Origin of the sequence: Escherichia sp. E2586 (genome assembly GCF_005781105.1) — a bacterium.
In the GTDB taxonomy this organism is placed as follows: domain Bacteria; phylum Pseudomonadota; class Gammaproteobacteria; order Enterobacterales; family Enterobacteriaceae; genus Escherichia.
The window spans coordinates 361,949-375,030 of sequence record NZ_VATN01000002.1; the positions used below are offsets into that span (position 1 = coordinate 361,949).

Here is a 13,082-nt window from a genome sequence, read left to right on the forward strand (position 1 = left end):
CCTTATTGTTATTCGCAGAGGTTTACTGGCGCTTATCCAGCGCGACAAACGGGCGGTCTTCCGGTCCAACGTAATTGGCGGAAGGACGGATAATTTTGTTGTCCTGACGTTGTTCGATAATGTGCGCCGCCCAGCCGGTGACGCGGGCGATAACAAACAGTGGTGTGAACATCTCGGTGGGAACGCCCATCATGTTGTAGGAAACAGCGGAGAACCAGTCGAGATTGGGGAACATCTTTTTCGTCTCCCACATCACCGTTTCCAGACGATCGGCGATGTTGTACATCTTCAGCGAGCCGCCTTCCTGCGAGAGCTGCTTCGCCACGCGTTTGATCACCTGATGACGCGGGTCGGCGATGGTGTAAACCGGATGTCCAAAACCAATGACCACTTCTTTGTTTTCCACGCGCTTGCGGATATCTGCTTCGGCTTCGTCCGGCGTTTCATAGCGTTGTTGGATCTCCAGCGACACTTCATTCGCCCCGCCGTGTTTCGGCCCGCGCAATGCGCCAATCGCGCCAATAATCGCGGAATACATATCCGAGCCAGTACCCGCAATCACCCGGCTGGTAAAGGTGGAGGCGTTAAACTCGTGCTCGGCGTATAGCACCAGCGAAATTTGCATCGCCTTTTCCCAGCTTTGCGACGGCTTTTCGCCGTGCAGCAGATGCAGGAAGTGACCGCCTATTGAGTCGTCATCGGTTTCCGGCTGGATGCGTTCGCCGTTGTGGCTGTAGTGATACCAGTAGAGAAGAATCGAGCTCAGCGACGCCAACAGTTTGTCGGCTATATCCCGCGCGCCAGAGACGGTGTGCCCCTCTTTTTCTGGCAGCGTGCAACCGAGCGCGGAAACGCCGGTGCGCATGACATCCATCGGGTGCGACGCCGCTGGTAAGGCTTCCAGCACGGTACGCACGTTAGCCGGTAAACCGCGCAGGGCTTTCAGTTTCGTTTTGTAGGCGGCGAGTTCGTCACGGGTCGGCAGTTTGCCGTGGATCAGCAGATGCGCCACTTCTTCAAATTCGCAATGTTCCGCGAGATCAAGAATATCGTAGCCACGGTAATGCAGGTCGTTGCCGCTTTTACCCACGGTGCAGAGCGCCGTATTGCCCGCCGGAACGCCGGAAAGTGCCACAGATTTTTTCGGTTTAATGACATGGGTACTGTTTTGCAGGATCGTTGTGTCGCTCATATTGTCCTCGTCATTTGTAGGGTCGAGATATTTTTCGTTGTGTTTTATTTCGCCTGATTACGGGCAAACAGGTCGTCGAGCTTCTCTTCGTACTGGTAGTAGTTGATGCTTTCGTACAGCTCGTTGCGGGTCTGCATGGTGTCGATGACGCTTTTCTGCGTGCCTTCCTGGCGCAGGACGTTGTAGACATGTTCAGCGGCGCGGTTCATGGCGCGGAACGCTGAAAGCGGGTAAAGCGCCATTGCGACATGGGCGCTGCGTAATTCATCGGTAGTAAACAGCGGCGTGGCGCCAAATTCGGTAATGTTGGCGAGGATCGGCACCTGCACCGCATCGGAAAACTGGCGGTACATGGCGAGTTCGGTAATCGCCTCCGGGAACAGCATCTCGGCACCGGCGTCAACGTAGGCCTGCGCGCGTTCGATCGCGGCATCCAGCCCTTCAACCGCCAGCGCATCAGTGCGCGCCATGATCACAAAATCAGGATCGGTTTTCGCATCCACCGCTGCGCGGATCCGATCCACCATCTCTTCTTTCGAGACGATCGCTTTGTTCGGGCGATGGCCGCAGCGTTTCGCACCAACCTGATCTTCAATATGCAATCCCGCCGCGCCCGCTTTAATCATCGATTTCACAGTGCGGGCGACGTTAAAAGCCGAAGAGCCAAAACCGATATCCGCATCCACCAGCAGCGGCAGCGAACAAACGTCGGTGATACGACGAATATCGGTCAGCACATCATCAAGGGTAGAAATACCGAGATCGGGCAGCCCCAGTGAACCTGCCGCCACGCCACCGCCGGAGAGATAAATCGCCTGATACCCGGCACGCTGTGCCAGCAGCGCATGGTTAGCGTTAATGGTGCCGACAATTTGCAACGGGGTTTCTTTGCTTAGTGCAGCGCGAAACGCTTTACCTGGAGAGTGTAGAGACATAGCCCATCCTTTGTTATCAACTTGTTATTTGCGTTGATAAAGACAAAGCAAGGGGTGTGCCAAAAATTCACCTTCTAAAAATTTTTATAAAAGTATTTTATATCAACAGGTTAACGATTTGACTAAGTTTTTTATGAAATGGGCATTCAATATTATGTTTCAATGAAACAAGCAAAGACGTTTCAGTGAAACGTCTTTGCCACATATCAATAACTATAATTGTGAACATATATACTGCTAACGTGTAAATCTACACTATCTTGAAATAATTAATATTAATTATTTTACAATGAATGTTTTAATCTAACATTTTGCCTACCTTAAATGATATTTTTGTAAATACACCAATTGTAATTATAGTCACTATAAATTTTGAAAATGTTTTAGGGGCTGGATACCACGTTTCTGTGAATTCAACTCCTGCACCGCCCAAAATAGAGGTTGCAGCTAAAATAGCTAGTAGCACAATTAGCATTTTTATCATTTTCCTCACATTATTCTCCTTGTATAATAACTAAAATCGCATAACTTGAGAATAATAACTACCTACAGACTCCCCCAAATCCGCCAGAGTTACAATTACTGTTGTTTCCAGTACCCCCTCCATTATTATTCCTTCCGCCACTACTACTTGTAGAAAAACATCCACCTGCAACAGCACCTCCAACTAAACCTGCTACCATGCCTCCAAAACCCCCCATTGACCCGGCTATCATTCCCCCAATAATTCCATTATTACAATTAGTTACATCTTGGCCTAGCCCGCTATAATACCCTCCAGAACTACTGCGACCTGCACTCTGATTAGAATTATTATTTGTTTCACTGCATGTGTTTCTTCCTGAATCATAATTACTATTAGCATTCCCGCCCGACACATATCCTATCTCTTCCAAAGACAGTTCTCGAATTGCCATAAAGCCCCCTTTAATTAATGACATAAAATAAAAACAATTTAATAGCAACATATTTTTACCAAAATCAAATCAAACCAGCAAGAATTTATTCAAATTATTTAAAAAATCGAGACGTAGCTAACATATAATATTGAAGAAAAAAAATATCAATATAATTTTCATAGAAAAATCAGAAAGATACAAACACATTCACATTACAATTAAGAAATAAAAATTCATTCATTATATAAATTTTAATCATAGTAGTTATATCTAAATATATTCTGTAAAAACCTTGACATTGTGATTATTACATATTAATTATATGTAAAATGGATTTATTTAATTATGTAATTACATAATTAATTTTAAAAAATTTATTAAAAATTTATAGAGATCAGGAATGCAATTATTCAGAAAAGGATACATCCATTCAGACACAGATAATTCAGTTGGTGGGATACAAATCCCAGCATCATTTTGTACATTATTTTTTTCATTAATCACCATTATAATTATAATTATGTTGTTGATATTTATAATTTTTGGTAAATATACTCGAAAAGCTCATCTAATAGGCATTGTTGTACCTACAGCTGGGATAGTAAATGTAGCACCTCAATTTAGTGGTCACGTAACAAACTTAGCAGTAAAGACAGGAGACAAAGTCACAAAAGGGCAATTACTTTATCATATGAGTGGTGAACATTATAATAGTGAAGGATTAGGAACGTTGTCTCAATTAAATATTTCTTTACAAATGCAATATTCTAGTCTTCTCACCCAAAAAAACCTTGAATTACGTGATAACAAACAGCAACAACAGACAGCCCAGCAACGTATCCTATTAATTCAACAACAAATTAAAAGTGCAGAGCAAAAACTTCATCTCGCCAAAGATCAAGAAAAGCTATTCACCACAGTAGTACACCGCTATCAACAACTCATTAATCAAAAGTATGTATCTGAAATAGAATATCAGCAAAAGAAAATTGAAGCTTCAGTGGCAAAGGAAAATGTAGAAAACCAACATCAATTTCTTTTTGAACTACGAAACTCATTAGATATCACAAAGAATGAGTTAGCACATCTCATAATACAGGAAAAAAGCAGAGATGCAGAATTAGAAAGACAGTTACATGAGATAAAAAAACAACAAGTCGAACTTAGGAGTCAAGAATCTTTCACCCTAACCGCTCCGATTTCAGGAACTGTGACAGCAATACGTATCAAACAGGGTCAATCTGTTAAAGCTTTTGAAACTGTTTTAACTTTAATACCTGAAAAGTCTGGGCTTCATATAGAACTATATGCAACAAGTCAAAATATAGGTTTTTTACAAGTCTCTCAAAAAGTATCGCTACGATTTTCTGCTTTTCCCTATCAAAAATTTGGAGTTCAATATGGTTATATTCGTGAAATAAGCCCAACAACGTATTCTCCGTCAGATTTAATATCTACATTGCCTTTAACATGGAAAGTTAATGAAGGGCACTACCGCATTATTGTAGAACCAGTAAACCCATATATTATAGTGTATGGAAGGAAAGAAAAACTTCGCCCAGGCATGATGCTTGATGGTGATGTTAACGTTGACACTCGTTATTTATGGGAATGGTTAACAGAACCATTATGGTCCCTAAAAGGAAAATTATAATGAGCCCTATAAATTTTATCACTAGAAAACACCTTCCGATTATTAGACAAACAGAATCGGCAGAGTGTGGATTAGCATGCCTCGCGATGATCTCCAATTGGTATGGATTAAAAACAGATTTATCCACACTTCGTAATCGTTTTGTTATTAGTACCAAAGGTATTACGTTAAAACATTTAATTGAATTTGCTTCTGTAATTAACCTTACCTCCCGAGCTGTCAGATTGGAGATTGAAGATCTCAAGTCTCTTAAATTACCTTGTATACTCCACTGGAATATGAATCACTTTGTTGTGTTATACCGCATACATCACAATAAGATAATTATACATGATCCAGACAAAGGTAAATTGACTCTTTCTTTTTCTGAAATAGAAAGATATTTCACAGGAATCGCAATCGAGCTAACTCCAACAGAAGAATTTACTCAGCTTGATGAAAGAAAAAAAATACATTTGCGACAGCTAACAGGTAAGACGCCGGGACTATTTACGGCATTGATTCACCTTTTTATTTTCGCATTAGGTTTAGAAATTATTGCTCTCTCCGGCCCTCTTATTAACCAAATTATAATAGATGAAGTAATAGTATCTTCTGATGAAAACCTATTAACCATTATAATAATATCTTTACTCTTTCTTGCTGCCACTCAATTAGTTATTTCTTTGGTTAAAGAATGGGCAACTATAAAATTGTCAGTAAATTTTAATATTCAATGGACTACTAACGTTTTCCACCATCTAATGAGACTTCCCCTTACATGGTTTGATGCCAGAAGCCAAGGCGGTATCAACGCTCGTTTCAACGCAATCGATCACATTCAGGAAGCCCTTACATTACAAGTAATTGGATGTATGCTTGATTTAATATTAATAATAACATCATTAAGTATGATGTTATTATATAATAACCTTATGAGCTTTATTTCCATAATTGCAGCTTTAATTTATGGATCGTTACGATTTATATGGCATTCTAAAATACGGCAGTCTACTGAAGAAGCATGGGATGCTGAATCCAATGAGTCTAGTTATTTTTTAGAAACTTTAAGTGGAATAATGAGTCTACGCATTAATGGTGTTATTGCACAAAGAGAATCAACTTGGCTCAATCTCAATATATCCAGAAGGAATACGCAATTAAAAAAAAGTAAACTTATAATAAGTTTTAGAATTGCTAATACTGTATCAAACAGTTTAGTTTCGACCATTATTTTATGGAAAGGTGCGACTGAAGTTTTAGATGGCAGTTTTACAGTTGGAATGCTTGTTGCCTATCTATCTTTTCAAACTCGATTTTCATCAAGTACAAGTAATTTAATTGACACGTTATTTTCATGGCGTATATTAGATGTTTACAATGAACGCCTTGCAGATATTGTGTTGACAGATAGGGAAGAAAACATAAACAAATCGAATTCAGCAAAATCAGTATATGCGAATAATAGTTCATACATACCTAATAAAATCAAACACCCTCTGATAATTGATAACATTACTTTCAGCCACAAAGGTGAACGAGTTGAAGTAATAAAAGGAGCATCATTATCATTAAATGAAAATGAAGTTTTAGCAATTACAGGAAAATCAGGTTGTGGAAAATCTACATTAGTGAAACTAATTCTTGGCATAGTTCATCAAAATGAAGGAGTGATACAAACATTAGGTGTAACAAATGATCAAATGAATTATACAGACATACGAAAAAAAATAGGTACAGTTCTTCAAGACGATATATTATTTAAAGGTTCCATAGCCGATAACATAATTTTTTATCATGAAGAAATAAATTATGAAAGAATGATCCAGTGCTCACAAAAAACATTAATTAACGATGATATTATGGCAATGCCGATGGGCTATCAAACATTGATAGGTGAAAATGGTAATGGGCTTTCCGGAGGACAAAAACAACGAATACTTTTGGCACGAGCTCTGTACAAAAAACCTGCTCTTTTAATTCTTGATGAGGCAACCAGTCATCTAGATATAGAAAGTGAAATACTTATTAGCCAGACATTACGACAGGAAGGTGTCCCTATTTTATTAATAGCCCACAGACCTGAAACTATCGCTTCAGCAGATCGCGTCTTGCTTATGGAAAATGGTAATTTTATCCAGTTAAATAGTTACACTTAGTACCGCTACACTTTTGCCAGACCATGTTTTCCTCCGGGGGGACGGATTGACTGTTTTCATATAATGCCGCACCTTTTTCAACAACTGCCATATTGAACGTTCTTTATGATTGTGGGTTATGGTGTCCTGAAGTTCCTGCCATAACCGCTTAACGTGGTTTATACGCGGTAAGAAACCGGTTGATAAATCCCCTGATTTTCGGGTTCTTCTTGAGCCAGTTTTGCGTTTTTCGTCCTAGTGAATAACGTAGTTATCCACGATAAGCGTGATTGTTTTAACCCGTCGGTATGTCGCTTCCAGATGTTGCAGCAGGTTAATGAACAGTACTGAACTTTTACTGCTGCCATCCACAGAGCTCACTTTTCCAGTACCACAGTGCAGTGCCCCTGCCAGATAATATTTTTCATTCTACCCCTGAGTTATAACCCGTTTTTGCTGCCCCCGTAGTTGCTAGTCTACCCCGATTTTCGGGTTGAGGTGGATATCAACCTCATCTTCATAAAACACTGGATTCTACACGCTGCATTTTTCCAGCACTTTGTGAATTGCTGCCATTTTTTCTTCTTTGCGCGGATACCGTACACACAGCGTTGGCGCAGCAGTTCGCCAGACCTGTCCCGCATAGGGCAACCAACAGTGGATGGTTCCCGCTTGTAGATAAAACTAGGTTATAAAATTGATTTTATTCTATAAATATCATTACCTATCGGGAGCGCTGGTAGCCGAAATCACCGGGAGAACATGTCACCTATTGTATCAGCAATGCATAGTTCTGTTCCAACAACCATTTACATCCGCGACCAAGAGGCAGAGAAACCAGTCCTTCAGTGACATATAATGTAAGCCAGTTAATCTATAGTCCTACAGACTAACGCGCACAGCAGAGCGTTCTTGCGATGGGGGTGACACTGTCCCCACGGTGCAGTATCAGCATTCAAGCGCCTTCAACAAATACTGTATATATTATTTTTAAGTGATAATCACTGTAATTTAAAATGTATATACCCAATAAACCTCAAGATGCGGGTGTGAGCACCTGAAAGTGATCGTTAATTCGGGATGTCAGTGAGTCCGCTATATCCGGCAGCGTCTGGTTAAAAAAGACAGATATTGCGTCGCTGAACTCTCGCGTACTGCTGAAGTAGCGATTATTCCGGGCATGTTCGTTCATTAATTTCCACATTCTTTCTATCGGATTCAGGTTTGGATTGTAAGGGGGAAGGTAATGCAGTCTAATATTGACTACTTCCGCCCAGTCTTTCACTAACTGTGAACGGTAGTAACCTGCTCCATCCAGAATGACGTGGATTTTCTGGTTATAATCAGGATAAACCTTTCGTATCTCGTTGAAAAAACGGGATACATTATATTCATTAATAGTTTTATATTCGCAGATTAGCGGTGATGCCAGTGCTTTCAGATTCAGCGCCCCATGATATTCAGGCGTGTGCGGCTGCCTGTCGTTTTTACTGCTTTTTTCTGCCCTTTGCATATCCAGCCATAGCTGATTTTAGTGGCCTGAGTCGGATGGACTCCATCAATAAAAAGAACCGGTTCATCACCCACTGTTGTTTTCAGTTCCTCATAATATTCAATGAATTGCCTTTGTTTCTCTTCACTGAATTTATGGGGGACGCCAGACGGTTTTTTGTAGGTGAAACCATTACGATGCAGCCACTTATTCATCCCCAGAATGCTGGAAATGATGTTCCATGTCCGGGTGACAAACGCAATAACATCGCGGGTATGGTGAAATAAGTTATCGGATAACTAGCTGATTAAAAAGGCCGTTTGTTCGGCACTGAGTTTGCTGTCTGAGCCGCCGTTTTCGGGCTTCAGTTTTCCTTTATTCAGAAATCCGCTGATATGGTGATCAATCGTTGTCTGATGCAGGCGTAAAGCCTGAGCAATCATGGCGGAACTCCAGCCTTCGGAAGCCAGGAGAATGGCTTTAATACGATCTCTGACTCGCCCGTCACGACTGAAATCATGAGGGCGTTCAAGTTCAGCTTTTTGTTGTTCAGTAATAAATATTTTCATGCTGGACATGCATGATCTCCGATTGCTGAAAAATCAAGCATCTTCAATGATCACGGGTATAAACAACATATTTGTAAAGAATACTACCATCTTATTTTTAATAAAAAATCAAGAACACATCTATTAGTAAAAATGCGCACATCATATTACTTACACACTCCCCACAAATAAATAAACACGTTTCAGCTAACGTTTCAGGAATGTTTCATTGCAACAATTATGAAACAAGACTAAACCCAATATTCTGTTTCTTAACTTTGCGGTGCGCTATGGCACATCCACCACGGCTGAATGACGACAAACCGGTTATCTGGACGGTATCGGTGACGCGGCTGTTCGAGTTATTTCGCGATATCAGCCTCGAGTTTGATCATCTGGCGAACATTACCCCTATCCAGCTTGGCTTTGAAAAAGCGGTGACCTACATCCGCAAGAAACTGGCCAGCGAACGCTGCGACGCCATCATCGCTGCTGGCTCTAACGGCGCGTACCTGAAAAGCCGCCTGTCAGTGCCGGTGATTCTGATTAAGCCGAGCGGCTACGATGTGTTACAGGCACTGGCAAAAGCCGGAAAACTCACCTCTTCTATCGGCGTTGTCACCTATCAGGAAACTATTCCGGCGCTGGTGGCGTTTCAAAAAACCTTTAATTTGCGCCTCGACCAACGTAGCTACATTACCGAAGAAGATGCGCGCGGGCAGATTAACGAGCTGAAAGCCAACGGCACCGAAGCGGTGGTCGGCGCAGGGCTGATTACCGATCTGGCAGAAGAAGCCGGAATGACCGGAATTTTTATCTATTCCGCCGCCACCGTGCGCCAGGCGTTCAGCGATGCGCTGGATATGACGCGCATGTCGTTACGCCATAACACTCACGATGCCACCCGTAACGCCCTGCGTACTCGTTACGTGCTGGGCGATATGCTCGGTCAATCACCACAGATGGAACAGGTACGGCAGACTATTTTGCTGTATGCCCGTTCCAGTGCAGCGGTGTTGATTGAGGGGGAAACGGGAACGGGCAAAGAGTTGGCGGCCCAGGCGATTCATCGGGAATATTTTGCCCGCCACGATGCGCGACAGGGCAAAAAGTCGCATCCGTTTGTTGCCGTCAACTGCGGGGCGATTGCCGAATCGCTGCTGGAAGCGGAGCTGTTTGGCTATGAGGAAGGGGCGTTTACCGGCTCGCGACGCGGAGGTCGCGCCGGGCTGTTTGAAATCGCCCACGGCGGCACGCTGTTTCTGGATGAGATAGGCGAAATGCCTCTGCCATTGCAGACTCGCCTGTTACGAGTACTGGAAGAAAAAGAGGTCACCCGCGTCGGCGGGCATCAGCCTGTTCCGGTGGATGTGCGGGTCATTAGCGCCACTCACTGCAATCTGGAAGAAGATATGCAGCAAGGGCAGTTTCGCCGTGATCTGTTTTATCGGCTGAGTATTTTGCGTCTGCAATTACCGCCACTGCGTGAGCGAGTGGCGGATATTCTGCCGCTGGCAGAGAGCTTTTTGAAAGTGTCTCTGGCAGCGCTCTCCGCCCCGTTTTCTGCCGCATTACGCCAGGGGTTACAGGCAAGCGAAACTGTGCTGTTGCGCTACGACTGGCCGGGCAATATTCGTGAACTGCGTAATATGATGGAGCGACTGGCGCTGTTTTTAAGTGTGGAACCGACGCCAGATTTAACGCCGCAATTTTTGCAGCAATTATTGCCAGAGCTGACACAAAAATCGGGTAACGTCATCGCCCCACCCTTGCTGACACCACTACAGGCACTGGACAAATTTAATGGTGATAAAACAGCAGCAGCGAATTATTTAGGCATCAGCCGGACGACGTTCTGGCGGCGGCTAAAAAATTAAATTGCCGGATGCGGCGTTAACGCCTTATCCGGCCGACAAAAACATGAATTTCAATATATTCCGTTCACCGATAGACGTGCGTATCGGGTTTGTTTACATGAGCTTCAGAATTACTTCTTCTTATAAAGATCTGCCGTGCCGTGGATCTTATTGTCAGTCTGACCGGAGGTCAGAACCAACACATCCGCACCTTTTTCATCCGCTTTTTTGATCAGATCTTCTTTTGCATCTGCGGTCGACATTTCATTACTGGTTGAAATATCACCTATTTTTTCATATTGCGATTCAACTTTTTCAAATTCCGCTTTGGTCATCAATTCAGCGGCATAGACATTTGTGACAACAAAAGCTAACGCACCAACTAAGAGCTTAGTTCCAGTTTTCATCGATGAACTCCATAATGTGTGATTGGCCAATGCCCTGAAGCTAACAGTCATCATCAGGGTTGATTAATAAGTAGTTCAGCGGTTAGGAAAAATCTATAGGAAAAAAGAATATATTTGTATTTTTCTCAACGATAGCCACATTCTCCCTGTTGTTTAATAACGCTTACTACAATTATCGCAGGTGTTCCTTAAATTAATTTTCATAAAAATCTCAAATTCCTTCATTCGCTAAAATCCAATATAAAATTCACATGAGCCACATTACTTTTCTGAACAAGAAACCACCAACCATATATTGATGTGATTTCCATACTTTTTCTTTATTTCACTTACATAAAGTTTAGGATTATTAGATGTATTTTTTCTAAACGACATAAAAAAACCCGCATTAACACAACTTACAAACCACTAAAACCAATCAATGCAATGAACAACTAACACTTTAATAAATTTATTACACCTAATATTACATATATTCTTATTTAGTAACTTGCATGTTTGTGCCTGACAAGGCTTCAGGAAGAAAACAGTGCAATAAAAAACATCTTGCCATTTAATTTTTAAGGATAAAAGTGAGTGATATGAAATCAGCAAAAAAAAGCTTATCGACACGGGCGATAGCCATTTCCACCATATTATTTACGCCAGTATCCTTGGCTATCACCCCACCTACAAATTCAGATAGTAATGTTGTCATTAATAATAATGAAGAGATAAAACTCATTGCATCAGAAGGCTACGATCCCGGATGGGAGCATTTTAACTCATTGAAAGTAGGTGAAGACTCTAATGGTTCATTACTCATTGATAATCTTTCACTTACCACTTCATCAGCCAGCATTGGTAATAATGCTGAAGGCTCCATCACTTTAACAAACCATACCAACTGGCAGTTCGACACCCCTACCTCCAATATTTTTTTAGGCACTAACGAAGGCTCCGGTACGTTATACGTGTTAGAAGGTAGTAAGATAAGTGGCCTGCAATCAATAAGAGTTGGTGAGTTTTATGGTGACGCCAGGGGGACGTTAGTTATTGATGGGGAAAGCTCATCAGTCACCTCTAAGATTGCTATTGTTGGCGATCAGGGAACAGGGAAAGTATCTGTTACTAATGGCGGTACACTCACATCCCTGACTCAACTGAATATTGGGTATGTTGACGCCCATTCTTCTCTGTCAGCTAACCAGAGTAGTTATGGAGAAGTTCAGGTCGCCGATAAAAATTCAACAGTGAATGCCCCAAATATACTTCTTGGCGGATATAACACATCTTCTACTTCTGATACTACCGGAGTTCTCACTGTCAGCAACGATGGTGTAATCAATGCGAATTCATATATCTGGGTTGGTGTCTCCTCTAACGGAACAGGAATATTAAATATTGGAGGTGCGCAAGGTGAGTCTGCGCAACCTGCTGGTTCAATTAATACTCCCCGAATTTATTTAGGGGGGACAAATGCGTCAACCACTTCAATATTAAACTTTAATCACACCAACGCTGATTTTGTTCTGACCTCATACATAGACGGTAAAGGCCTGGTTAACCAGGTAGGTTCCGGGACAACCACATTATCCGGCGCGAATATCTATACCGGTAATACTTATATTAGCAACGGAAGTCTGCGCGCTGGCACGGTTGATACCTTCAGCCCAAACTCCGATTATATTGTCGACAGTGAAGGCCATCTCGATTTAAACACTTATTCGCAAACATTAAATACTCTGGCGCTGGCTGGAACAGCAACGTTGTCTTCGTATGAACAGGGTCACGAGTTCACGCCGACCACACTGACCATTAACGGCAACTATGCTGCCAATGATGGCCTGTTAGTCATGCATACTGTATTAGGCGATGATAATTCCGCAACGGATAAGCTCATCGTAAAAGGTGATACTTCCGGTAGTACCCGCGTCATGGTCAACAATGCGGGCGGTCTGGGCGCGGCTACTCTGGAAGGAATAAAAATTGTCGAGGTTGAC

The 13,082-nt window shown here is 42.2% G+C and carries 9 protein-coding genes and 2 pseudogenes; 4 read left to right on the plus strand and 7 right to left on the minus strand.

What is annotated here, in order from left to right:
- Positions 1–22: 22 nt before the first annotated feature.
- From prpC to FEK50_RS02945, 4 genes are all read right to left on the minus strand, one after another.
- Positions 23–1,192, minus strand: a complete 1,170-nt coding sequence (gene prpC / locus FEK50_RS02930; RefSeq protein WP_130206117.1) for a 2-methylcitrate synthase — start codon at positions 1,190–1,192, stop codon at positions 23–25.
- Positions 1,193–1,236: 44 nt separating this feature from the next.
- Positions 1,237–2,127, minus strand: a complete 891-nt coding sequence (gene prpB / locus FEK50_RS02935; RefSeq protein ID WP_131160943.1) for a methylisocitrate lyase — start codon at positions 2,125–2,127, stop codon at positions 1,237–1,239.
- Between the two features lie 298 nt (positions 2,128–2,425).
- Positions 2,426–2,620 (minus strand): hypothetical protein, encoded by a 195-nt coding sequence (locus tag FEK50_RS02940; protein ID WP_131160942.1) that lies wholly within the window; start codon positions 2,618–2,620, stop codon positions 2,426–2,428.
- Between the two features lie 49 nt (positions 2,621–2,669).
- Positions 2,670–3,044, minus strand: a complete 375-nt coding sequence (locus FEK50_RS02945) for a hypothetical protein (protein ID WP_240780234.1) — start codon at positions 3,042–3,044, stop codon at positions 2,670–2,672.
- A 382-nt stretch (positions 3,045–3,426) separates the two neighbouring features.
- Here FEK50_RS02945 and FEK50_RS02950 point away from each other — a divergent pair, with 382 nt between their 5' ends.
- Positions 3,427–4,680, plus strand: coding sequence for an efflux RND transporter periplasmic adaptor subunit (locus FEK50_RS02950; RefSeq protein WP_131160941.1), 1,254 nt, complete (start codon positions 3,427–3,429; stop codon positions 4,678–4,680).
- A complete protein-coding gene (locus FEK50_RS02955) occupies positions 4,680–6,818 on the plus strand; it encodes a peptidase domain-containing ABC transporter (RefSeq protein ID WP_131160940.1) in 2,139 nt (712 codons plus the stop codon). The genes FEK50_RS02950 and FEK50_RS02955 overlap by 1 nt, the downstream gene beginning before the upstream one ends.
- A gap of 5 nt (positions 6,819–6,823) precedes the next feature.
- Here the strand turns inward: FEK50_RS02955 and FEK50_RS24395 are convergent.
- Positions 6,824–7,752 (minus strand): annotated as a pseudogene (locus tag FEK50_RS24395) (IS630 family transposase); the annotation flags it as partial.
- A gap of 81 nt (positions 7,753–7,833) precedes the next feature.
- Positions 7,834–8,858: pseudogene (locus FEK50_RS02965) on the minus strand (IS630 family transposase).
- 269 nt (positions 8,859–9,127) lie between these two features.
- Between FEK50_RS02965 and prpR the strand changes: the two are divergent.
- Positions 9,128–10,714: a propionate catabolism operon regulatory protein PrpR gene (prpR, locus tag FEK50_RS02970; RefSeq protein ID WP_131160939.1), complete on the plus strand. Its 1,587-nt coding sequence runs from the start codon at positions 9,128–9,130 to the stop codon at positions 10,712–10,714.
- Between the two features lie 110 nt (positions 10,715–10,824).
- On the opposite strand, the gene yahO is transcribed toward prpR, so the two are convergent.
- Positions 10,825–11,100, minus strand: coding sequence for a DUF1471 family periplasmic protein YahO (gene yahO, locus FEK50_RS02975; protein WP_130206111.1), 276 nt, complete (start codon positions 11,098–11,100; stop codon positions 10,825–10,827).
- 581 nt (positions 11,101–11,681) lie between these two features.
- Between yahO and FEK50_RS02980 the strand changes: the two genes are divergently transcribed.
- Positions 11,682–13,082, plus strand: a 1,401-nt coding sequence (locus FEK50_RS02980) for an autotransporter outer membrane beta-barrel domain-containing protein (protein WP_240783257.1), incomplete at its 3' end; no start/stop codon positions are given.

Excerpts from the sequence above, each read along its gene's own strand:
- prpC (WP_130206117.1), bottom strand. The coding sequence starts at position 1,192 with ATGAGCGACACAACGATCCTGCAAAACAGTACCCATGTCATTAAACCG.
- FEK50_RS02950 (WP_131160941.1), top strand. The coding sequence starts at position 3,427 with ATGCAATTATTCAGAAAAGGATACATCCATTCAGACACAGATAATTCA.
- prpR (WP_131160939.1), top strand. The coding sequence starts at position 9,128 with ATGGCACATCCACCACGGCTGAATGACGACAAACCGGTTATCTGGACG.
- yahO (WP_130206111.1), bottom strand. The coding sequence starts at position 11,100 with ATGAAAACTGGAACTAAGCTCTTAGTTGGTGCGTTAGCTTTTGTTGTC.
- FEK50_RS02945 (WP_240780234.1), bottom strand. The coding sequence starts at position 3,044 with ATGGCAATTCGAGAACTGTCTTTGGAAGAGATAGGATATGTGTCGGGC.
- FEK50_RS02955 (WP_131160940.1), top strand. The coding sequence starts at position 4,680 with ATGAGCCCTATAAATTTTATCACTAGAAAACACCTTCCGATTATTAGA.
- prpB (WP_131160943.1), bottom strand. The coding sequence starts at position 2,127 with ATGTCTCTACACTCTCCAGGTAAAGCGTTTCGCGCTGCACTAAGCAAA.